Here is a 22,303-nt window from a genome sequence, read left to right on the forward strand (position 1 = left end):
ACGGGGCGATAGCCGCGCGGCTACGCGGTGGTCGTGCCGTCGAAGAAAAACGGGGCGGGGGGAGCGAGAAAACGTGGTCGGCCGGACCGACCGGGGCCGCCGATTAGACCTCGTCGATGAGGGAGCCGAAGACGGACTCGGCGTCGGCGGGCACGTCGAAGTCGTGGTAGTGTTCGCCCTTCTCCTTCGAGAGGATGTTGAGGGCGGCGGCCGCGCCGTCGCCGGCGGAGATGACGGCCTGCCACTCCTCGGCGCGGACCATCGCGCCCGTGGCGTAGGCGTCCTCGACGCTCGTCTCCATCGTCACGTCCACGTCGACGAGGTCGTCGTCGAACGCGCAGCCGAGGGACTCCGCGAGGTCACGGTTCGCACCCGTGGCGAGCACGACGTAGTCGGCCTCGTACTCGTCGTCGTCGGTCGCGACGACGAACCCGTCGTCGCTCTCGCTCACGTCGGTGACTTCCTCGCCTTGGTGGCGCTCCGCGTCGAAGTGGTCGACCTGCGTGCGGAGCGTCTCCATGTAGTTCGAGCCGTCGATGGAGCCGATTCCGGGATAGTTGAACAGGTGCGCCTTGTGCATCCACGTCTGGTCGGTGTCGAAGACCGTCGTGGAGAGTCCGTTCTTCGCGGCGAAGAGGGCGGTTGTCAGACCAGCGGGACCGCCGCCGATGACGATTACGTCTGCCATGTTCCATGCACTAGCGTACTCGATAAAGAAACCCGGTAAAGCGGATATTTTGTATTCCTCTCGATTACCAGCGACCGTGTGGCACGACGCTCGGCGCGCCCTGAGACACCCCCGACGCAGTCGGTTCCGGATTCCCCTCACTCTTAATGTCCCGGTTCGTGTGCCTCGGCTATGGACCGCGACCGACTCCTCGCCGCCGCCCCGCTTCTCGCGGCGAGCATCTGGGGCGGGATGTACGTCGTCAGCAAGTGGGGGTTCCGGTCGATACCGCCGCTGACGCTCGCGTTCCTCAGAATCGCACTCGGTGCGGGCGTCCTCTACATCGCCGTGCGGGCGACCACTCCCGCACGGTCGTTCGACCGAAGCGAGTGGCGACGGTTCGCGGCGCTCGCCGTCTGGCTGACCGCGGCGCTTTCGACCCAGTTCGTGGGAACCGATTTGACGAACGCGAGTCAGGGCTCGTTGCTGACCGTGTTGACTCCGGTGTTCATGCTCGTACTGGGGGCAACAGCGCTCGACGAGCATCTCACGCGCCGGAAATCGCTCGGGACGGCGCTCGCAACGGTCGGGACGCTCGTCGTCCTCTCGGGGCAGTACGACGCGGCCGCGCTCGCCGGCGGGAGCGTCTCGGGCGTCGCGTTACTCCTGTTTTCGTCGCTCTGTTTCGCCGCGTTTTCCGTGTTCGCAAAGCCGCTCATCCGGCGGTACTCGGCGCTCGAAACCGCGACGTACGCGACGGTGCTGTCGGTGCCGCTGTTCGGCGCGTTGGTCCCGGTGGAGTTCTATCTCGACCCGGCGGCGTTCGACTCGATTTCGCCCTCGCTTCCGGTCTTGGGCGCGGTGCTCTACCTCGGCCTCTTGAGCACCGCAGCCGCGTGGTACTGCTGGTACAAAGGAATGGAGTACGCGGACGCGAGCGCCGTCGGCGTCTTCTTCTTCGCTCAGCCGGTCGTCGGTATCCTGCTCGGGGCCGTCTTCCTGCGCGAACCGGTCGGCCTCGAACTCCTCGGCGGGGGCGCTGTTCTCGCTGTCGGAGTCCTTCTCGTGAACACGGACTGACGGGGCGTCGTCGCGTCGGCCGAGCCCGGAGCCGGCCGATGTGACGGCGTTCGCCGGCTACTCTTCCAGTTGCGACTCGGCGAACGAGACGGCGAACTGGTCGCGCATCTCGCGGCGAAGCATCTCGCTCATCACCTCGTAGACGACCGGTTGCGGGTACTTCTCCAGCAGCGCGGCGAGTTCGACGGCGCAGTCGGACTTCAGGGCGGCGAATTCGGCGGTCCACGGTGGGTTGCTCATTACCCGCACATCCTCTCCCGCGTAGTTATGAATTTTGATTGAAACAAACGGAGACAATCGACGGCCTCTGTCGCGTCACTCACCGAAAAATGTGCCGTGCATTCGGCGGGAGGGTGCCGGTTTGGCGGGGCGAACTCGCCTCGCCGGATGCCCTCGGTCGGGCACCCTCTCACGGTAACCTGTGGTCGCGCGGGAAGCGCGTGGTTCGGCTGCGCTACGCTGCGTTACTCGAAGAGTTCGACGGCCTGCTCGTAGCGGGCCGACGGCTCGTCCCAGTCGACGACCTCGAAGAACGCGGAGACGAAGTCGCCGCGGGCCGGGCCGTAGTCGTGGTAGTACGAGTGCTCCCAGACGTCCAGCGCGAGGATGGGATGGCTACCCCAGAGCGCGCCCTGGTCGTGCTTGTCGACGACGACGTTCCGAAGCTGGTTCGAGAACGAGTCGTACACTAAGAGCGCCCAGCCGCCGGCCGCGCCGGCCGCCGCTTCGAATTCACCCTTCCACGCCTCGTAGGAACCGAAGTCCTCCGCGATGCGCTCTGCGAGCGCACCTTCGGGTTCGTCGCCGCCTTCCGGCGACATGTTCTGCCAGAACAGGTCGTGCAGAATGTGTCCCGAGCCGTTGTGGGTGACGTTGCGGAGCGCGCCGGCGGACGAGCCGAACTCGCCTGCTTCGCGGTTCTCGGCGAGGGTTTCTTCGGCCGCGTTCCAGCCGTTGACGTAGCCCTGGTGGTGGGTGTCGTGATGCCACGTCAGCACCTGCTCGGAGATGTGGGGCTCAAGCGCGTCGTACTCGTACGGGAGGGGGTCAAGTTCGTAGTCTGACATTGGTGTTCGCAGTTAGACCGAGGGACCGAACACACATGTACTTTCGCTGAACGCGATTTACGTAGTGGGTTTGATATGTATGGGTGCAAACACTCTCGGGCGCTCGCTCACGCCTCGGAACCAACTCTGGCGTCGTCGAGTTCGGCCTGTACTTCCCCCCACGACACCGGCGGTTCGAACGCGGCCAGCGTCTCTTCGAACGACTCGATTCGCGCCCCGTACTCGTCGGTCCACGACGGTCGGGCGAGTCCGCCGAGGCGCTCGCGGAGGCGCTGTACGCGGGCGCCGTGTTCGTCGAGGTCGGCGGCGGCCTCGTCGAGACCGTCAGTCGCCGCGTCCGACTCGGGAGCCAACTCCCGCAAGTCGTCGAGTTCGGCCCGTACGTCCTCGACCAACAGGGCGGAGACGCGGGCGCGGAGCGCGGCGTTGCACCACTCGGTCGCGCGGTCGTCGTCAGCGCCCTCGGCGGCGTCGGCGCTGTCTTCGGAACTCTCCGCGTTGGCGACGGCCTCAACCCGGCCGGCGAGTCCGTCGAGCGACTGTTCGAGGGCCGCCAAATCGCCGTCGAGTCCGCGCACGCGAACGTCGTGGTTCGAGAGCCATCGCTCGAACTCCTCGACGTCGAGTTGTATGTCGTCCGCGTGCGCGGTGAGCGCCTGCGCTTCGGACGCGACCTCGCGGAGTCCGAGCACGATGTCGTAGACGGACCGAGGGTCGTCGCGCCAGTCGGTGAGTCCCTGTAACTCCTCGCCGAGCGATTCGACCCGTTCGGTCGCGTTCGTAACCTTCGCTTCGAACACGTCGAGACGGGACCGGACGGCACCGACGGCCGCGTCGTCGCCGGCGGCCTCGCGGGCGTCGTCGAGGTCGATAGACGCGAGTTCGACGCGCGTCTCCGCGGTCGACAGAATCATCGACGTGTCCGTGACCGCCGAATCGACGCCGTCGGCCGTCACCGCGCCGTCTTCGGCCACGTGACTGAGTACCGCCCGAACGGTGTCGGGGTCCCGGGACTCGTCCGCGTCCACGACGCGGTCGGCCGCGTCAGATTTAGACAGACCGATGATACGTTCGGAGCCTGTGGTTCCGTCTTGCTGAGCCATCGTCCGTACGTATCTCGGCGCCCGTTATATTTTCTGTCGTCTCGATTACGTTCGGGTATATAGTTCTCCGTACTGATGTGTGCGCTAATATCGAACTATTTCGCCTCTTAGTGTTACGATGAACTCTGATAGAACTAAACCGGTATTATAAACGCATTTTATTTAAAACCGGGTCAGTCCACGTGATGGCGCAAGATTCCAAGAAGTTGGCAGGCAGCGTATCACGTCGGCAGTTCCTCGTCGCGTCGAGTGCGGCGGGCGTTGCGGGGCTCGCCGGTTGTTCGGGGCAGTCGAGTTCCGAGACCGACGCGCCGGCGACCGAAGAAGCGGAGACGGACGCTCCCGAGACCACGACCTCGACCCCCGAGGAGACGAGCGAATCGAGCGAATCGAGCGCACCGCAGATGCTCACCGCCGAGGGTTCGTCGACGGTGTACCCCATCGCGAACAAGGGGAGTTCCTACTGGAACTCCAACGCGCCGCCGAGCGACGGCGAGTACTGGGGTTCGAACGACGAATCTACCGTCCCCGGCTGGGACGAACTCGGCGCACCGGACATGCGTCTGGCCGACTACTTCGCGTCCCTCTACGGCTTCGAGCCGACCGAGACGCAGGCGAACCCGGCGTTCGCAACGTCTATCGGCCTGAGCCACTCCGGGACGGGCTGTAAGTCCGTCCGCGACGGTCTCGTCGACATCGGTAACTCGTCGGGGCCGATCACGGCAGAACTCGGCATCAGCGAGTCCGAGGCCGAGGAGAACTACGTGGACCACGTCCTCGGCCGCGACGGTCAGCCCGTCGTCGTCTCGAAGGACGTCTACGACGCGGGCGTGACGGAACTCACCGGCGAAGAAGTCCGCCAAATCTACCAGGACGAAATCACCAACTGGAGCGAAGTCGGCGGCCACGACCAGGAAATCTACGTGGTCGGCCGCGCGGAAGGCTCCGGGACGGACACCTCCTTCCGCCTCAACATGCTCGGCAGCGCCGACGCCTCGATGGAGGGCGTCGACACCCGTAAGGGCCAGAACCAGCAGGTCGCGACCGTCGTCCAGCAGAACGACGGCGCCATCGCGTACATGGCCCTCGCGTTCACCGGCCCGGAGGTCCAGCCTATCGGCATCGAATTCGAGGGCACGCTCTACGCGCCGGACAAGAGCGCGGAGCACACCATCTTCGACAGCGACTACCCGCTGAACCGCGACCTCCACCAGTACACGACCGTCACGGAGGACACCCCGAGCGGGACGGACATGCGCGAAGCCGCGTTCATGAACATGTTCCTGACCACGTTCGGTCAGAAGCTGTTCGTCGAGGACAACAACTACATCCCACTGCCTGACAAGGACCTTCAGGCCGAGAAGGACAAGCTTCCGAGCCAAGCGTAACGCGGCTCGGACGCGGTAGCGGTTCCTGAACCTCGTTCTTTCCATTCATCGACGCTCCAATCATGAACGTACTTCCAAACTCCGACGGTGCCGGCCTCCGAGCGGCGGCTCGGCGAGGGCTCCGGCGCGGTCGCGACTTCGTCGACGAGACGCCGCCGGACGCGCTCGTCACGGTCACGGTCGCGGCGGTGTCGCTCCTCGCGGCGTTCGCGGGCTTTCTGGCCGTCTCGTCGCTGACGGCCGTCCCGTTCGCGGTGTTCCTCGTCGCGACGGGGTACGGCTGGCTCAGACACCAAGAATTGACAGCGCGCGTGCTCACGCTGACGACGACGGTCTCGACCATCCTCGTCCTCGGGCTCATCCTCGTCTTCATCTTCGCGGAGGCGTGGCCGACCGTGCAGTACGCGACCGTGAACGTCTTCGGTATTCCGATTCCGGGCCTGCGGCTCTTCATCGAGACGCGCTGGAGTCCGGTGACGCCGCCGATTCAGTACTCGCTCGTCCCGATGATTCACGGGACGGTGCTCGTCACCATCATCGCGACGGCCGTCGCCGCGCCGCTGGGCGTGGCCGCGGCGCTCTTCCTCAGCGAAATCGCGCCGCGGACCGTCCGCGAGGTCGTCAAACCGGGCGTCGAGATTCTGGCGGGTATCCCCTCCATCGTCTACGGCTTCATCGGCTTTACCATCCTCAGCCCGTGGGCGGCCGACCAGTTCGACATCGTCGGACAGGGAACCTACCTCTTCGTCGGTATCGTCGTCGGGCTGATGGCGCTGCCGACGGTCGTCTCGGTCGCGGAGGACGCGCTCAACAGCGTCCCCGAGTCGATGAAAAGCGGGTCGCTCGCCCTCGGCACGACCGACTGGCAGACGATGACCTCTATCACGCTGCCGGCGGCCTTCTCGGGCGTCTCGGCCGCGGTCCTCCTCGGCGTGGGTCGCGCCATCGGCGAGACGATGGCCGCGACCGTGATGCTCCGCGGCAGTCCGGGGCTCACGAATCCGCTGTACAACGTCTTTTACGGTAACGACACGCTCACGTCGCTCATCGCGGCGAACTACGGCGACGCCGACGGCCTCCAGCTCTCCGCGCTGTTCGTCGCGGGCGTCATCCTGTTCGTCACGGTGCTGTTCCTCAGCATCGGGTCGCAGTACATCGAGGCGCGCATGCGCCGGAAGCTCGGGGGTGCCGAATAATGGCGGGCGCGACCGAATCCACGCTCGTCAGCGAAGACACCTCCGAGACCGAGGCGGTCGCCGCCGGCGCGGTGGGGCTGGCGGCGGTGCTGTTCGCCCTCTCGCTCGCGGCGATGTTCGAACTCGTGACCATCACCGACCCCGTCGCGGGCGTGCCGATGGTCGCGCTCCTCGGCGGGCTGTTGGTCCTCCTCGGCCTCGCCGTCGTCGGCTTCGGCGTCGGCTCTCGACTCGGCTACGTCGCGACCAACCCCAGACCGACCGCCGGACTGGTCGCTTCGGCGGCGTTCGCGCTCGTCTGGTTCGTCGTCGGTGGACTCGTCGCCTCGCAGACGCTCGGGCTCGGAACGGCCGGGTGGGTCGTCGCGTCGCTCGTCACCGGCGGGGTCGGGTTCGCGGTGAGCGCGCTCCCCCGCGAGGACATCGGCTCGACGCTCCCCGCCGGCGCGCTCGCCGTGTTCGCCGGTCTCGTCTTCCTCACCGGCGTCATCGGCCCGTCGTGGGTGTGGGACCTCGGGTGGGAACAGCAGGCGTCGTTCAACGCCGAGTTCACGATTCCGGTCCTGACGGCGTTCTGTTCCCTGCTCGTCGGCTGGGCCGCCGCGAAGGCCTACGGCGGGTTCGGCGCGCGCGGCCGCCACATCGGCGCGTACGTCCTCGTCTACCTGAACGCCCTCACCATCATCGCGGTGCTGTTCCTCCTCGTCGCGTTCACGGTCCTAAAGGGCCTGCCGGGGCTGTTCAACGGTCTCGCGTTCGGCGCGGGTGCGGGTCCCGAAGTGACGCTCGTCGGCGTGACGTTCTCGCTGCCCCTCTCGTGGCCGTTCGTCATGAACGGCGTCGCGCTCCTCAACGACGTGAACGGCGTTCTCCCGGCCATCGCGGGCACGATTTGGCTCGTCGTCGGGGCGGTGCTGTTCGCCGTCCCGCTGGGCGTCGGCGCGGCCGTCTTCATCACCGAGTACGCGGACCGCGGGCGCTTCACGCAGGTCGTCGAAATCGCGACCAACGGCCTGTGGAGCACGCCCAGCATCGTCTTCGGGCTGTTCGGGCTGGCGTTCCTCGTCCCCCGACTCGGCAACCAGAAGTCGCTGCTCGCGGGGATGCTCACGCTCGGCTTCATGCTCCTCCCGCTCGTCGTCATCACGAGTCGGGAGTCGATGCTGGCGGTCCCCGACGAGTACCGCGACGCGAGCGCGGCGCTCGGCGTCACGAAGTGGCAGACGGTTCGGAGCATCGTCCTCCCGGCGGCGCTCCCGGGCATCGTCACGGGCATCATCCTCGGCGTCGGCCGCATCGCCGGCGAGACCGCGCCGATTCTCCTGACGATGTCGGGGAGCGTCGCCCCGCCGGGGAGTCAGACGGTCGACGTGGTCGGCGGCTTCCAGTTCTCGCTTTCGCCGCCGTTCGTGACCAACCCCGAACTGATGCAGGCGACGTCGGCGCTGCCGTATCAGCTCTACTCGCTTATCACCGCGGGCGTCGGGCAGTCGTCGAACATCGGCGCTATCGACGAGTTCCGGTGGGCGACGGCGCTCATCCTGCTCGTGGTCGTCTTGGGCTTCTACGCGGTCGGCATCGCGACGCGGTACTACTTCCGGAGTAAACTTCAGCACGAGTAACCATGAGTGAAACCAGACAGACGGCGGACGACGGACAGACGACGACCGACGCACAGACGACGGACAGCGAACCCGCCGGCGGCGCGAGCGCGAGCCCCGGCACCGACCAGCCGCTCGAAGTCACGAGCGGTGAGACGCGCGAGCGGACCCGCGAGGAGTGGGTCGAACACGAGTTCGAGGGCGACGCGAAGCTCTCGGTCTCCGACCTCGACGTCTACTACGGCGACGACCACGCGCTGAAGGGCGTCTCCATGGAGATTCCCGAGAACAGCGTCACGGCGCTCATCGGCCCTTCGGGCTGCGGAAAATCGACGTTTCTGCGGTGTCTCAACCGGATGAACGACCGCATCAAGGCCGCGCGCATCGACGGCTCGGTCCGGCTCGAAGGCGAGGAGATCTACCAGGAGGGCGTCAACCTCGTGGAACTGCGCAAGCGCGTCGGCATGGTGTTCCAGTCACCGAACCCGTTCCCGAAGAGCATCGCGGACAACATCTCATACGGGCCGCGGAAACACGGCGACCTCGACACCGGCCTGCTCGCCAACTTGCTCGGCCGGAGCGACGACGACGCGGTCGACGAACTCGTCGAACGCTCCCTGCGGCAGGCGGCGCTGTGGGACGAGGTGCAGGACCGCCTCGACGACAACGCGCTCGGGCTCTCCGGCGGCCAGCAACAGCGGCTCTGCATCGCCCGCGCGCTGGCGACTGACCCCGAGGTGCTCCTCATGGACGAGCCCGCGTCGGCGCTCGACCCCATCGCGACCTCGAAAATCGAGGACCTCGTCCACGACCTCGCGGAGGAGTACACGGTCGTCATCGTCACCCATAACATGCAGCAGGCGGCGCGCATCTCGGACCAGACGGCGGTGTTCCTCACCGGCGGCGAACTCGTCGAGTACGGCGACACCGACCAGGTGTTCGAGGACCCCCAGAGCCAGCGCGTCGAGGACTACATCAGCGGCAAGTTCGGGTAACGTCCGGTCCCGTCCCGGGGTCCGACTCGGACTGAGCGCCGGTCCCCGCCGAGCGTCCCCGCGTCCGGCGACGCTCGCTTTTCGTCAGTCGAATCACCCGCCGAGGCGGGGGCGGCGTCACCGCGGAACTGGCACGCAGACAACACGATTTCAGACACGCCAACACAATGGAGACACGCAAGATACAGCAGGTCAGCAACGGGACGTTCACCGTCTCGCTCCCCAGAGAGTGGGCGGACGGCGAGGGTATCACCGCCGGCACCGTCGTCGACCTCCACACGCACCTCGACGGGATGCTCGTCATACAGGCACCCGAGTGCGAGGATGACGCGTCGATGCAGTTCACGGTGACCGTCGACGGCGGTGACGGGGGCGGCGGGGACGGCGGAGACGATTCCGCCGGTGACGGTCTCGAACAGACGCTCCGGGCGGCCTACGCCGCCGGGTCGAAACAGGTCGTCGTCGAGGCCGACGGGACGTTCGACGCCGCACAGCGACAGGCCGTCAGACGGGTCGCCCGCAACCTCGTCGGCGTGACCATCACGGAGGAGTCGGACGCGTCCGTCACGGTTCGGAACGTCCTCGACGCGAACGAGGTCTCCATCCGCCAGTCGGTCCGACAGCTCCAGTTCGTCGCCGTCTCGATGTACCGCGACGCGACCGCCGCGCTCACCGGTGCCGCCCCGCTCGACGGGTTCGCGGAGCGCGACGACCGCGCCGACCGCCTCTTTGCGATGGTCGACCGGCACTTCACCCGCGGGCTCGACCGCCTCGACGAGGTGGACGCCCTCGGCGAGACGCGCCCGGAGCTGTTCCGCCTCCACACCGCGGCCCGCGAGTTAGAGCGCGTGGCCGACCAGGCCGAGCGAATCGCCGCCGTCGCGTCGGCGGTCCCCGACCCGCTGCCCCCCGCGGTCGCCGACGAGGTGTCCGAACTCGCCGAGGTCGTCCCCGAGGCGCTCGACGACGCGGTGCAGGTCGCGCTCGACGGCGAGGACCCCGACGCGGCGCGGGAGGCGCTTTCGGCGCGGGACCGGGTCCGCGAGGGCGTCGGGAAGGTCGAGCGACGGCTGTTCGAGGAGGCGGACCCGGACGTCGACGTTGACCACCGATTCGCCCACGCGCTCCACGCGCTCGAACGGACGGCCGAACACGTCGGCAACGTCGCTGAGGTCGGTCTCCGGACCGCGGTCCGTACGCACAACATGGACGAGCGACCGACCCGCGAGAACAGGAGCGAAAGCGAGTCCGCGGAACACTCCCAGCGCGCTTGACGGTTCAGTGTCCAATCCACGGGACGATTCGGGGCGGCCGCGGGAAAGAGCGCGCCTAGTCCTCCCGCGGCGAGACGAGATTCGTCAGGACGCGGTCACCGAACAGGACGACGAGCGCCGCGCCGACGAGGTTAAACAGGAGGTCGAGCGCGGTATCGGTTCGGCCGTAGGAGACGAGCACGGGGTCGATGCCGAGCGCGTCGGCTCCGCGGTGGATGGCGTACTCCGCGAGTTCCCAGAGCACGCCGGCGCAGACGACAACCGCGAGCACGCGGGTCGCGGGGTCGCGGCCGCGGCGACGCGACAGCACGTGGACGACCCCGCCGAGAATCGTCGCGGAGTGGGTGTGAGTGAGATGGTCCCACCACCACACGTCGTCGTAAGGACCGAGCATCCCGGCCGAGTGGGTCAGCATGGCCGACTCGACGTAGACGCGCTGCCACGGGCGGAACTCGACGCCGACCAGTCGCTCGACGGCGTCGGGGAGGTACGTGCCCGCGAGCGCGAACGCGGCGTTCACCATCGCCGCGGGGTTGCGGCGGCGGAGCCCGGTCAGAAACACGACGACGATTGCGTATCTGATTCCGTCGTCCGGTCGCCGCCGTCCCGTCGAATCGCTCGTTTCGGTCACGGTCGTTCTCATCGGGACTGTCGTCGGCATCGGGGAAAAACGTTGACAGCCGGACGGCGGTCGGGCGCAGACAGGTCGCCGGTCGCGGACGGGTCGCCGGTTTCAGACGACGGACGAGAGCGCGTCCATCACGCGGTCGACCTTCTCCACGTCGGCGTTGTAGCCCATGTGACCGACCCGGAGGATATCGTCTGCGAGGCCGGCGAGCCCGGTCGCGAGGACGATGTCGTGTTCCGATTCGAGTTCGGCTTGGACGCGTTTCGCCTCGCCGGGGAGGTGGAACGCCGTCACCGTCGGAGAACTGCGCTCGGCGTCGGGATAGATATCGAGGCCGAGGTCGGCTCCGCGCTCGCGGCAGTGCGCGGCGGCCTCCTCGTGGCGTTCGTAGACGGCGTCGAGCCCTTCTTCGAGGAGCATCGACAGCGACTCGTCGAGGGCGGCGACGTTCGCGCCGAGGTGGGTGTACGGGAAGCCCTCGCTGGTGTCGCGCCACGGGAGGAGGTTCGTGTAGAGCGAGTCGGGGTCGCGCTCCTCGACGGCCTCCCACGCGCGGTCGCTGACGGCGGCCGTCGTCAGCCCCGGCGGCGAGCTAAACGCCTTCTGGGACGCGCCGAGGTTGATGTCGATGTGCTCGCTCGGGACGGGCGCGCCGCCGAGCGAGGAGACGGCGTCGACGATGGTCAGCACGCCGTGGTCGGAGAGCAGTTCGAGCACCGGCGCGATGTCGTTGAGCGTGCCCGTCGGCGTCTCGCAGTGGACCATCGTGGCGACAGCGAACTCGCCGTCGTCGAGCGCGGCTTCGACGCCAGCGAGGTCGAGCGGGTCGGTGTAGTCGGAACCGACGACCGTCGGCTCGCCGCCGTAGCTCTCGACGAAGTCGGCGAAGCCGTCGCCGTAGAGGCCGTTCGAGACGCAGAGCACGTCGTCGCCGGGGGCGACCGTGGAGGCGATGGCGGCTTCGAGGCCGAGGATGCCCTCGCCGCCCATGACGACCACGTCGTCGTCGGTGTCGTAGACGCGCCCGAGTTTCTCGCAGACCTCGTCGTAGGTGTCGAAGAAGGACTGCTCGATGTCGGGGTTCGGCATCGGCTCGCTCATCCGGTCGCGGACCCGCGGCGGGACGGCCGTGGGACCGGGTGTCATCAGCATGAATCCCCGTTACGGACAGAGCGTCTTAGCAGTACGGCATCCGTGGCGAGCGTCCGACCGCGTCGGCAGCGATAACCGACCGGCAGCCGGCGAACGTGACCGCCCGCGCCGGCGGCGGACGGGAAGGCACAAAAGCGCCCTCGCCGTCAGCCACGTGTATGGGCAAACTCTCACCTGCGGACCTCGACCGCTACGTCTTCTCGCGGACGGGGGCACCCAACGACGACCTGCTCGTCGGGGCCGGCTACGGCGAGGACGCCGCCGCCGTCGCCACCGGCGAGGGGACGATGGTCGTCAGCACCGACCCCATCTCGCTCGCCGCCGAGCGCATCGGCACCCTCGGCGTCGCCATCGCCAGCAACGACGTGGCCGCCTGCGGGGGCGTCCCCGAGTGGCTCGTGAGCACCGTCCTCCTCCCCGAACCGGACGTGGACCTCCTCGACGACATCACCGCCCAGCTCGACGCGGAGGCCGAACGACTCGGCATCAGCATCGTCGGCGGCCACACCGAGACGGTCGCCGGGCTCTCCCGGCCGCTCCTCTCGCTCACCTGCATGGGGCCGACCGACCGATACGTCCCGACGAGCGGCGCGGAACCCGGCGATTCGGTGGTTCTCACCAAGGGAGCCGGCGTCGAAGGGACGGCCGTCCTCGCCACCGACTTCCGCGCCGACCTCGACGCGGCGAGCGTCGAACCCGCGGCCATCGACCGCGCCGCGGGCTTCTTCGACGACATCAGCGTCCTCCCCGAGTCGGCGGTGCTCGCGCCCGCCGCGACCGCGATGCACGACCCGACCGAGGGCGGCGTCCTCAACGGACTGGTCGAACTCGCCTGCGCCTCGGGCGTCCGAATCGAGGTCGACGGCGACGACGTGCCCGTCCGCCCCGAGACGCGGGCGCTCTGCGAGGCGATGGGCGTCGACCCGATGCGGATTCTCGGCTCCGGCGCGCTCCTCGCGGCGGTCCCCGAAGACGAGGCCGACGACGCGCTCGCCGCGCTCGAACGCGAGGGTATCGAGGCGACGGTGGTCGGAACCGTCGAATCGGCGGGCGACGGCGCGGGTTCGAACGCGGACGCGGACTCGACCGCGCCGGCCCCGGGCGTCGTCTACGACGGGACGCACTACGCCGACGGCGTCGAAGACGACATGTACGACCTCTGGAACTGAGGCGAACGCGAGCCGGCGACCCGCGCCGTCGGCGGCGACCCGCGCCGGCTCGACCCAACACGACTTTGACTACTGAAATCTCACTTGGAGATATGACTGCTGAACGTCCGTCTCGACTCGCGAGCGACCCGCCGGGAGCGCCGAAATCGACCCGGACCGCGGTGGTCGAATGAGAGGCGTCGTCGTCGCCGGCACGGCCTCCGGCGTCGGGAAGACCGTCACGACGCTCGCGGTGTGCCGCGCGCTCGAACGCGAGGGCTACGAGGTCCAACCAGCCAAGGCCGGCCCCGACTTCATCGACCCATCGCACCACGCGGCAATCGTCGGGAAACCGTCGCGGACGCTCGACCCGTGGCTCGAAGGGGACGACGGCATGCGCCGGACCTACGCCCGCGGCGAGGGCGACATCTGCGTCGTCGAGGGCATGATGGGCCTCTACGACGGCGACACGTCGACGGCTCGGGTCGCCGCCCTCCTCGACCTCCCCGTGGTCCTCGTCGCGGACGCGAGAGCCGGGATGCAGAGCGTCGCGGCGACGGCCTACGGCTTCCGGACCTACGCGGACCAGATGGGAATCGACGCCGACGTGGCCGGCGTCATCGCCTCCCGCGCTCACGGCGGCCGCCACGCCGAGGGCATCCGCGACGCGCTCCCCGAGGAACTGCCGTACCTCGGTCGAATCCCGCCGAGCGACGACCTCGAAATTCCCGAGCGCCACCTCGGCCTCCTCCTCGGTGACGAGGCCCCGCTGTCCGACGAGGCGCTCGACGCCGCGGCCGACGGGATTCGCGCCGACGCGCTCGCTGAAGTGGCGCGGGAACCCGACTGGGACGCCGAAGAGGTCGAATCGGGCACGCGAGCCGAGCCAGTCCAAGCTACGGATTCGGACCGCCCGACGGTCGCCGTCGCCCGCGACGAGGCGTTCTGTTTCGTCTACCCCTCGACGCTGGAGCGATTGGAATCGCTCGGCACCGTCTCGTACTTCTCGCCGGTCGCCGGCGACGACCTCCCGGACTGCGACGGCGTCTACCTCCCCGGCGGCTACCCCGAGCGGTTCGCCGCGGACCTCGCGTCGTCACCGACGCTTTCGGCGCTTGCCGACCGCGCCGCCGACGGCCTGCCGGTGTTCGGCGAGTGCGGCGGTCTGATGGCGCTCACCGAATCGCTGACGACGACCGACGGCGACACCCACGAGATGGCCGGCATCCTCCCCGCCGACGTGACGATGCAGGAGCGCTATCAGGCGCTCGACCACGTGGAACTCCGCGCGACCGACGGGACGCTGACCGCCGACGCGGGCGAGACGCTCCGCGGCCACGAGTTCCACTACTCGTCGGCGGACCCGGCGACGGACGCCCGGTTCGCCTTCGACGTGGAGCGCGGTTCCGGCATCGACGGCCGCGAGGGACTCACCGAGTACCGAACCCTCGGCACCTACGCGCACGTCCACCCCGAAAGCGGGGCGTTCGACCGCTTCGTCTCGCGACTGACGGACTGACCGCGGCGAGAGCGTGAGAGCGCAAGGGCACAAGAGCGCGAGAGCGGCGAACCCCTATATACGAAGCCGCGACAAGCACCGACTGACGATTGACCGACGACCGACCCCGACTTCGAACCCACAACGATGACCGACGCACCCGACGGAACCACCGAGACAGACGACGAGACCAGCCCCGACTCGGTTCGGGCGAACACCCCCGGCCGCGGCGTCCGCCCGGAAGCGGCCGCCATCGAACCCGCCGCGCCCGACGACTTCGGCCTCGTGCAGGTGTGGTGGGGCGACGGCAAGGGCAAGACCACGGCCGCGATGGGCATGGGCTTTCGCGCCGCCGGCCACGGCTACCGCGTCCACATGCTCCAGTTCCTGAAGGGCGGCGCGGACTCCGTCGAGGCCGTCCGCGGGGAGTACAACGCCATCGCGGCGATGCCCGGGTTCTCCTTCGAGAACCTCGGCCACTACGGCTGGGCCGGGATGGCCGACGGCAGCGACGACGAAGACCACGAGGCGCAGGTCGCCGCCGGCCTCGACCGGGCGCGCGAACTCGTCGACGCCGCGGCCGACGCCGACCTCTCGAAGCCGCTCGCCCTCGACGGCCCGCCCGAGGACGGCGTCCACTTCCTCATCATCGACGAACTCCTCTACGCCGTGGCGATGGGACTGCTCGACGAGGCCGACGTGCTCGACCTCGTGGAGCGCAAGCCCGAGAGCCTCGAACTCGTGTTGACCGGGAGCCACGAGGAGCCAACCTACCTCTCCGACGCCGCGGACCTCGTGACCAACGTCCGAAAGGAGAAACACCCCATCGACGCCGGCCAGCGCGCGAGAAAAGGAACCGAGTACTGAGAGCGTCGGCCAGCCCGGCCTCGGGCCGACGGCTCAGAGCCCCCGGGCGATGTCCAGCGCCTCGTCGGTCGGCACCGGTTCGTCCAGCGACCGCAGCGTCTCGACGAGCGCCGCGACCCGCGATTCGTCGGGGTCGTCGTCGCCGGCGCGCTCCAAGAGCCGCCGGGCCGCGCCGGTCCCGCTCTGCGGGCCGAAGTAGAGCGTCCGCGACCCGCCGAAGACGGCCGGGTCGAACGGCTCGAACGTCGCCGGGTCGTCGAGCATCGCCGCCGTGTGGAGGCCGGACTCGTGGGAGAACACGTCCGCGCCGAGCACCGATTTCTCCGCCGGCACCGACTCGTCGAGCGCCGTCAACACGTCGTTCGCCCGGGGGATGAGCGTCGAGGGGTCGAGCGCGGGGCGGTTCACGGCGCGGCTCGTCTCGGCCGCGACGACGAACTCCTCGACGGGGACGTTTCCGGCGCGCTCGCCGATGCCGGCGACCGACACGTCCACCTTCTGCACGTCGTGGGCGACCGCGGTGAGCGCGTTGGCCGTGGCGACCCCGAGGTCGTCGTGGAAGTGGACGCCGAGGCGGGTCGGGTCGGTGTCGAGGTCGTGGAGGAACGACGACACCTCGAACGGCGTCTTCGAGCCCACGGTGTCCGCGATAGTGAGGTACGTCGCGTCTATCGAGTCGAACAGGTTATCGAGGAACGCGGGGTCGGTCCGGAAGCCGTCCATCGCGGTGAAGTGGACTTCCAGCCCGGTCTCGGTCGCGGAATCGACCGTCTCACCGACGAGCGAGCGCAACTCGTCCGCGTCCTTCCCGAGCAGTTCGGTCCGCTGTCGCTCGCTGGTCGGCGCGAACACGTCGATGACGTCGACGCCGGCGTCGACCGCGGCCTCGACGTCCTTCGGGACGGCCCGGGCGATGCCCGTCAGTTTCGTCTCCACGTCGACCGCGTCGCAGACCTCGCCGGTCTGTGCGCCCGCGATGGGGAAGCCGACCTGCACGTAGTCGACGCCGAGGTCGTCGAGGGCGCGGACGGCCGCGGCTTTCTGTCCCGTCGTGTAGGACGCCCCGGGGCGCTGCTCGCCCTCGCGGCAGGTCACGTCGAGGAGGACCGGCACCGTGGCGGCCACTCAGACCCCTCCCGCGCGCCGAAGCGCGTCGATGTCGGCGTCGTCGTAGCCGAGCGACGAGAGGATGGCCTCGGTGTGCTCGCCGAGCTTCGGCGGGTCGGTCGAGTCGGGGCGGTCGAAGCCGCTGGCGACGACGGGGAACCGCGGGACGCTGACCGACCGCGACGTTCCCTCGGCGGTCTCGACCTCGGTGAAGAAGTCGGTCGCCCGCAGGTGGGGGTCCTCCGCGACCTCGTCCATCGAGTTCACCTTGGCGACGGGGACGCCGACCTCGCGCAGCCCGGCGACGAGGTCGGCGGCGGGGAGCGTCTCGCACTCGGCGCGGAGCAGGTCCATGAGTTCGTCGAGGTTCTCCCGGCGGTCCGGGAGCGTGGCGAACCGGTCGTCCTCGTGGAGGTCGAGGCCGAGCGCCTCGCAGAGCGCGGTCCACTGGCGCTCGCCGGAGGGGCCGATGAACACCCACTCGTCGTCGGCCGTCTCGAACACGTCGTAGGGTGCCCAGTTGGGGTGTGACGCGCCCATCGGCCCCGGCACGTCGTCGTAGGCCTCGGTGTACGCGAGCCAGTAGCCCATCATCGAGACGGTGGACTCGAACAGCGGCGCGGTCACCTTCGACCCCTCGCCGGTCCGGTCGCGGCGGTAGAGCGCCCCGAGGACCGCTATCGCGCCGTAGAACGACGCGGCCATGTCTGCGATGCTCGTGCCCGACCGGACCGGGGGCATCCCCTCGTGACCGGTGACGCTCATCAGCCCGGACAGCGCCTCGGCGATGGGGTCGAGCGCGGGGTACGACTCGTAGGGGCCGGGGTTGAACCCCTTGATGGAGCAGTAGACGAGGCCCGGATGCGTCTCTCGCAACTGCTCGTAGCCGATGCCGAGTCGCTCGGCGGTCCCCGGCGCGTAGTTCTCGACGACCACGTCGGTCTCGTCGAGCAGGTCGAAGAACGCGTCGAGCGCCGCGTCGGACTTGAGGTCGAGCGTGAGGCTCCGCTTGTCCCGGTTGACGTAGTTGAACGAGCTGTTTCCGACCGGCGACGACCCGCGGATGAGGTCGCCGCCCTCCGGGTGTTCGACCTTGATGACGTCCGCGCCGAGGTCGGCGAGGAGCATCGAGCAGAACGGCCCGGCGATGATGTGGCCGAGTTCGAGGACGCGCACGCCGTCGAGTGGGAGGCCGGACGACGCCGAGGCGGTCACAGAGCCGGTCGCGTCCGCGGCAGTCTCGGTGCTCTCGGTGCTCTCGGCGCGCTCGGCGCTATCGCCGCTCATGGAGTGACGCCTCCCGCGCCCGCCGGCGACGACGAGCGCTCACTGGCGCGTTCGGAGCCGAAGAGTATGGTCTCGCCGTCCTCACCGAAGACGAACGCGTCTTCGAGGTCGAACGACACGTCGAGTCGGTCGCCCGCCACCGCGTCGTCGACGGCGTCGCTCACCACGTCGAAGGGGGTGCCGTCTTCGAGGCGGCCGTGGACCACGGACTCGGTCCCGAGCGTCTCGACGACCTCCACGTCGACCGAGAACCGACACGCCCCGGCAGAGCCCACGTCGAGATACTGCGGCCTGATGCCGAGCCTGACGCGGCCGGCGGTCGGGGCGTCGACGCCGACCGGAAGCGAAAGCTCGAACCCGGGGCCGACGAGCACGGTTCCGCCGTCTCCCGACTCGACCGCGCAGTCGACGACGTTGGTCGAGGGCATGCCGATGAACTGCGCGACGTACTCCGAGTTCGGGTAGTCGAACAGCTGTTTCGGCGGGTCGACCTGCGCGAGTTCGCCGTCGCGCAGGAGGACCACCTGGTCGCTCATCGTCATCGCCTCGGTCTGGTCGTGAGTGACGTAGACGACGGTCGTGTCGAGTTCCTGGTGGAGTCGCTGAATCTCGACGCGGAGGTCGGATTTGAGCTTCGCGTCGAGGTCGGACATCGGCTCGTCCAGAAGCAGCACGTCGGGGTCCTGCACGAACGCGCCGCCGAGGGCGACGCGCTGTTGTTGGCCGCCGGAGAGTTCGGCGGGCATCTTCTCCAACTGCGCCTCGATTTGGAGGACTTCGGCGGCCTCGTCGATGCGCTCGTCGCGTTCGGCCTTCGGAACGCCGTGAATCTTCAGGCCGTAGCCGATGTTCTCGCGGACGGACATGTGCGGGTAGAGCGCGATGGACTGGAACACCATCGAGACGTTGCGCTCCTGTGGCGGGAGGTCGGTCACGTCCTCGTCGCCGAACGAGACGGTGCCCGAGGTGGGCGTCTCCAACCCGGCCAACATGCGCAGGGTCGTCGTCTTCCCGCAGCCCGAGGGGCCGACGAAGGTCGTAAACGAGCCTTCGGGGATGTCGAGGCTGAGGTCGTCGACGGCGACGTGCGTGTTTCCGAGGGTGCGAAACTCCTTTCTGACGGTGTCGAGGTGGATGCTGGTTGCCATTATTCGAGGCCTCCAACGCTGAAGCCCTGGAGGAGGTATCGTTGCAGGAACAGTGCGATGAGGAACGGCGGAATCGAGATGAGAAGCGAGACGGCCATCGTCTCGCCCCAGCCAATGCTGACGCGGTCCAAGAACAGCGACGCGCCGACGGTGATGGTGTACATTTCGTCGCGGCTCATCACGACGCGCGCCATGGTGAAGTCGTTCCACGCGACGGCGAACGCGAAGATGGCCGCGGAGATGTAGCCGGGCCGGGCGACCGGCAGGACCACGTCTCTGACGGTGCGCCAGCGACTCGCGCCGCGGACCCACGCGGACTCTTCGAGCGCGATGGGGACGGTCTGGAAGTACTGCCACATCAGCCAGATGCAGAACGGCGCGGAGATGGCCGTCAGCGCGAGGGTGAGCGCGAAGTGGCTGTTGAGCAGGCCGAGCGTCGAGAAGACGACGTACAGCGGGATGGCGAGGACGATGGGGCTGAACATGTACGAGAACAGCACCGCCCGCGCCGCCAGCGACTTCCCGGTGAAGTCGAAGCGCGTCAGGCCGTAGCCCGCAGCGACCGCGATGGTCGTCGAGAGGACGGTCGACCCGAGGGTGACGACGAGGCTGTTGACGAAGTACCGAACCGTGTCGGTCGACCCGAGAAGCACGAGGAAGTTCCGGAGCGACGGCTCGGTGGGCAGCAGGTTCACCCGCCCGCCGGCGAACGTCGTCGCCGGCGACTGGATGGCGATGACCACCATCACGTACACCGGGATGATGGTGAACACCGAGATGAGAAGCGCCGTCAGGTAGACGGTGATTCGCTGGAGGCGTTTCTGGGTGTCGTGGGAGACGAGGCCGCGACCGGAGGACGTCGCCATCTCACGCCACCTCCTTTTCGGGGGCGAACGCCCGGAAGTAGACCACTGCGACGCCGGCGAGGAGGAAGAACATGACGCCGGCGAGCGCCGTCGCCATGCCGAAGTTCACCTCGCTGAACGCGAGTTGGTAGACGCGAATCGGGAGCGTCGTCGTCTGCTGGAGCGGGCCGCCGCGGGTCGAGAGGTAGATGATGTCGAACTTGTTGAACATCCAGATGCCCCTGACGAGGAGGATGATGAGAATCGCGCCGCGGAGGTGCGGGAAGGTGATGTCGCGGAACGCCTGCCACGTCGTCGCGCCCTCGACCCGCGCCCGCTCGTAGAGGTCGGGGTCGATGGCCTGCAAGCGCGCGAGCAGGATGAAGAAGGCGAAGCTGGCGAACTTCCAGACGCTCGTGACGACGACCGCCGGCATGGCGAACTCCAGGGTCGAGAAGAACGCGATGGGTTTGTCGATGAGCCCGGCGTCGACGAGGAACTGGTTCAGAATCCCGATGTTGGGGTCGAGGATGAACTTCCACATGAAGATGACAACGAGCGTCGGCAGGAGGTACGGGAAAATCATCAGCGTCCGCAGGGCGTCGCCGCCGCGGATGCGCTGATTGATGACGAGCGCGAGCCCCAGCCCGATGACGAGGCTCAGCCCCGTCGTCGCCACCGCGTAGACGACGCTGTTCCAGAGGAAGCCCCAGAACGCGCCGTTACCGAGGAGTTCGGCGTAGTTGCCGAGGCCGACGAACTCGGGGCTCCGCACCGGCGACGCGAACAGGCTCATCCCGAGCGCGTAGACGATGGGGATGACCCATACCACGACGAAGAACGCGAGCATCGGGACGAAACACGCCGCCAACAGGAGCGTCGTGCCGTCCACGTCGCGCTCTCGGAGGGCCGACCCGGCGGCTTCCAACCGCGATTTGAGGGCCGTACTCATTGCAACCCGCGGAGTTGCTCGGCCAGCCAGTCGACCGTCTCGTCGGGTGTGAGCCCGCCGACGAGAAACTGGTCCGCAGCCTGTCCGAAGAGCTGTTCGCTGTACGCGTCGGCCGCGACGATGTTCGGCGCGCCGTCGTCGCCCGTTGCGAGGACGCTCGTGAAGGCGTCCCAGTTGTCGCGGACGAGATTCATCACGTCGGGGTGCTGTTGGATGACCTCGTTTTCGGTCACCTCGGGCGCGTCGAGTTGCTCCCGCGTCGGCGGGAACTGGAACAGCGGCGCGGAGAGCACGAAGTCGAAGAAGCGCGACGAACTCGTGAAGAAGTCAACGAACGCCTGCGCGCCCTCGGTGTTCTGGCCGTCGTTGCGGACGAGGTGGCCCTCCATGTACGCCCACCACTTGTCCTGCGCCGCCCCGCTCGGCACGGGGAACGGCATCGGACTGAGGTTCTCGACGAGGTCGGGCCGGTTGGCCTGAATCGTGAGGATGGGGAGGCCGCCGACGCTGGCGATGGCCGCGGCGTTCTCCTGTTGGAGCGCGCCGATGGCGTCGCCCCACGCCCACCCCGAGCCGTTCGGCGAGTGCTCGGCCATCGACTGGACCCACTCGAACGTCTCGACGGCCGCCTGTCGGTTGTCGTCGTCGTCGAGTCTGACCTCGATGCCGTCGGAGGGGCCGCCGTAAATCTCAACGTCGTTCTGCCAGAGGTACTGCGTCATCTGGGTGTCGGCGTTGTTCGTCTGCCCCGACTGGACGACGTAACCCTCCATCGACTCGTTGGCCGACACCTCGCCGGCGGCCTCGACCCACTCGCTCCACGACGCGGGCAGCTCCGAGTACACGTCGTTTCGGTACCAGCCCATGAGCGGTTCGACCATCGCGGCCGCGAAGTACGACTCGCCGCCGACGGTGACCGGGTCAGGGAGGTCGTTATCTTGGACGGCCCCCGTGACCGGCGCGAGGACGCCGTCGCGCTGAAGTCGATACGCGTCCGTCGAGGTGTCGAAAAGCAGGTCCGGCGGGTTGCCCGCGGCGACCATCTTCTGCATCTCGGCGTCCGAGGAGGTTCCCTTCGCCGTGTAAATCATCTCGACCGTGTGGTCGGTCTCCTCCTCGAACTCGGCGATGATTTCGTCCATCACGTCCTTCGAGTCGCCACGGTCCGAGAGGTATCGAATCGGCTCGTTGGAGCCGCCGCCACCGCTGCCGCCGAGACAGCCAGCCGTCGTCACCGCCGCCGCGCTCCCGACCGCCGCGAGGAACGTCCGGCGCGACGACCCGCGCGTTTTCCGCCCGT

Annotated in this window: 21 protein-coding genes; 9 read left to right on the forward strand and 12 right to left on the reverse strand. The window is 68.2% G+C overall.

Features of this window, described 5'->3' with window-relative positions; translation table 11 throughout:
• Window positions 1-103: 103 nt before the first annotated feature.
• Window positions 104-688, reverse strand: a complete 585-nt coding sequence (locus tag DVK03_RS17360) for an NAD(P)/FAD-dependent oxidoreductase (protein ID WP_004040826.1) — start codon at window positions 686-688, stop codon at window positions 104-106.
• A gap of 171 nt (window positions 689-859) precedes the next feature.
• Between DVK03_RS17360 and DVK03_RS17365 the strand changes: the two genes are divergently transcribed.
• The gene (locus DVK03_RS17365; protein ID WP_115803881.1) at window positions 860-1,747 is read left to right on the forward strand and encodes a DMT family transporter; all 888 of its coding nucleotides are present in this window, start codon (window positions 860-862) and stop codon (window positions 1,745-1,747) included.
• A 57-nt stretch (window positions 1,748-1,804) separates the two neighbouring features.
• Here the strand turns inward: DVK03_RS17365 and DVK03_RS17370 are convergent, their stop codons facing one another.
• The 3 genes from DVK03_RS17370 to DVK03_RS17380 all read right to left on the reverse strand — a co-directional run bounded on the left by DVK03_RS17370 (window position 1,805) and on the right by DVK03_RS17380 (window position 3,917).
• Window positions 1,805-1,987 carry a hypothetical protein gene (locus DVK03_RS17370; RefSeq protein ID WP_006600938.1) on the reverse strand — a complete coding sequence of 61 codons (183 nt, stop codon included), beginning with the start codon at window positions 1,985-1,987 and terminating at the stop codon, window positions 1,805-1,807.
• Between the two features lie 224 nt (window positions 1,988-2,211).
• Window positions 2,212-2,814 carry a superoxide dismutase gene (gene sod / locus DVK03_RS17375; RefSeq protein ID WP_121540824.1) on the reverse strand — a complete coding sequence of 201 codons (603 nt, stop codon included), beginning with the start codon at window positions 2,812-2,814 and terminating at the stop codon, window positions 2,212-2,214.
• Window positions 2,815-2,921: 107 nt separating this feature from the next.
• Window positions 2,922-3,917 (reverse strand): halo transducer protein, encoded by a 996-nt coding sequence (locus DVK03_RS17380; protein WP_115803718.1) that lies wholly within the window; start codon window positions 3,915-3,917, stop codon window positions 2,922-2,924.
• 185 nt (window positions 3,918-4,102) lie between these two features.
• Between DVK03_RS17380 and DVK03_RS17385 the strand changes: the two genes are divergently transcribed.
• The 5 genes from DVK03_RS17385 (at window position 4,103) to DVK03_RS17405 (ending at window position 10,371) form a co-directional block, all read left to right on the forward strand.
• Complete coding sequence (locus DVK03_RS17385; protein ID WP_004064480.1) at window positions 4,103-5,305, forward strand: substrate-binding domain-containing protein; 1,203 nt, start codon at window positions 4,103-4,105, stop codon at window positions 5,303-5,305.
• A 62-nt stretch (window positions 5,306-5,367) separates the two neighbouring features.
• A complete protein-coding gene (pstC, locus tag DVK03_RS17390) occupies window positions 5,368-6,501 on the forward strand; it encodes a phosphate ABC transporter permease subunit PstC (RefSeq protein WP_115803719.1) in 1,134 nt (377 codons plus the stop codon).
• Window positions 6,501-8,123, forward strand: coding sequence for a phosphate ABC transporter permease PstA (gene pstA, locus DVK03_RS17395; protein WP_115803720.1), 1,623 nt, complete (start codon window positions 6,501-6,503; stop codon window positions 8,121-8,123). The genes pstC and pstA overlap by 1 nt, the downstream gene beginning before the upstream one ends.
• A gap of 2 nt (window positions 8,124-8,125) precedes the next feature.
• The gene (pstB, locus tag DVK03_RS17400; RefSeq protein WP_115803721.1) at window positions 8,126-9,097 is read left to right on the forward strand and encodes a phosphate ABC transporter ATP-binding protein PstB; all 972 of its coding nucleotides are present in this window, start codon (window positions 8,126-8,128) and stop codon (window positions 9,095-9,097) included.
• 167 nt (window positions 9,098-9,264) lie between these two features.
• On the forward strand, window positions 9,265-10,371 hold the full coding sequence (locus DVK03_RS17405; protein ID WP_115803722.1) for a PhoU domain-containing protein: 1,107 nt from the start codon (window positions 9,265-9,267) through the stop codon (window positions 10,369-10,371).
• Window positions 10,372-10,426: 55 nt separating this feature from the next.
• On the opposite strand, the gene DVK03_RS17410 is transcribed toward DVK03_RS17405, so the two are convergent.
• Window positions 10,427-11,014 (reverse strand): hypothetical protein, encoded by a 588-nt coding sequence (locus tag DVK03_RS17410; protein ID WP_115803723.1) that lies wholly within the window; start codon window positions 11,012-11,014, stop codon window positions 10,427-10,429.
• Between the two features lie 90 nt (window positions 11,015-11,104).
• Entirely contained in the window at window positions 11,105-12,151 is a 1,047-nt protein-coding gene (locus DVK03_RS17415) for an alanine--glyoxylate aminotransferase family protein (protein ID WP_115803724.1), read from the reverse strand.
• Between the two features lie 158 nt (window positions 12,152-12,309).
• On the opposite strand from DVK03_RS17415, the gene DVK03_RS17420 reads away from it, so the two are divergent.
• The 3 genes from DVK03_RS17420 (at window position 12,310) to DVK03_RS17430 (ending at window position 15,664) form a co-directional block, all read left to right on the forward strand.
• Entirely contained in the window at window positions 12,310-13,320 is a 1,011-nt protein-coding gene (locus DVK03_RS17420) for an AIR synthase family protein (RefSeq protein ID WP_115803725.1), read from the forward strand.
• Window positions 13,321-13,489: 169 nt separating this feature from the next.
• The gene (locus DVK03_RS17425; RefSeq protein WP_115803726.1) at window positions 13,490-14,818 is read left to right on the forward strand and encodes a cobyrinic acid a,c-diamide synthase; all 1,329 of its coding nucleotides are present in this window, start codon (window positions 13,490-13,492) and stop codon (window positions 14,816-14,818) included.
• A 126-nt stretch (window positions 14,819-14,944) separates the two neighbouring features.
• Window positions 14,945-15,664 carry a cob(I)yrinic acid a,c-diamide adenosyltransferase gene (locus DVK03_RS17430; RefSeq protein ID WP_004064463.1) on the forward strand — a complete coding sequence of 240 codons (720 nt, stop codon included), beginning with the start codon at window positions 14,945-14,947 and terminating at the stop codon, window positions 15,662-15,664.
• Between the two features lie 33 nt (window positions 15,665-15,697).
• Here DVK03_RS17430 and DVK03_RS17435 read toward each other — a convergent pair whose 3' ends face one another.
• Genes DVK03_RS17435 through DVK03_RS17460 form a run of 6 tightly spaced genes read right to left on the reverse strand, consistent with a single transcriptional unit; the run spans window position 15,698 to window position 22,238 of the window.
• Window positions 15,698-16,789, reverse strand: coding sequence for a LeuA family protein (locus DVK03_RS17435; RefSeq protein ID WP_115803727.1), 1,092 nt, complete (start codon window positions 16,787-16,789; stop codon window positions 15,698-15,700).
• A complete protein-coding gene (locus DVK03_RS17440) occupies window positions 16,790-18,058 on the reverse strand; it encodes a CaiB/BaiF CoA-transferase family protein (RefSeq protein WP_115803728.1) in 1,269 nt (422 codons plus the stop codon).
• Window positions 18,055-19,206 carry an ABC transporter ATP-binding protein gene (locus DVK03_RS17445; protein WP_115803729.1) on the reverse strand — a complete coding sequence of 384 codons (1,152 nt, stop codon included), beginning with the start codon at window positions 19,204-19,206 and terminating at the stop codon, window positions 18,055-18,057. Before DVK03_RS17445 ends, DVK03_RS17440 begins: the two co-directional genes overlap by 4 nt.
• Window positions 19,206-20,072, reverse strand: coding sequence for a carbohydrate ABC transporter permease (locus DVK03_RS17450; protein ID WP_115803730.1), 867 nt, complete (start codon window positions 20,070-20,072; stop codon window positions 19,206-19,208). Before DVK03_RS17450 ends, DVK03_RS17445 begins: the two co-directional genes overlap by 1 nt.
• 1 nt (window position 20,073) lies before the next feature.
• The gene (locus tag DVK03_RS17455) at window positions 20,074-21,003 is read right to left on the reverse strand and encodes a carbohydrate ABC transporter permease (RefSeq protein WP_004040846.1); all 930 of its coding nucleotides are present in this window, start codon (window positions 21,001-21,003) and stop codon (window positions 20,074-20,076) included.
• The gene (locus DVK03_RS17460) at window positions 21,000-22,238 is read right to left on the reverse strand and encodes an ABC transporter substrate-binding protein (protein ID WP_115803731.1); all 1,239 of its coding nucleotides are present in this window, start codon (window positions 22,236-22,238) and stop codon (window positions 21,000-21,002) included. The genes DVK03_RS17455 and DVK03_RS17460 overlap by 4 nt, the downstream gene beginning before the upstream one ends.
• Window positions 22,239-22,303: the final 65 nt, after the last annotated feature.

The organism is Haloferax sp. Atlit-109R, assembly GCF_003665865.1.
GTDB classification, from domain to species: Archaea; Halobacteriota; Halobacteria; order Halobacteriales; family Haloferacaceae; genus Haloferax; species Haloferax volcanii.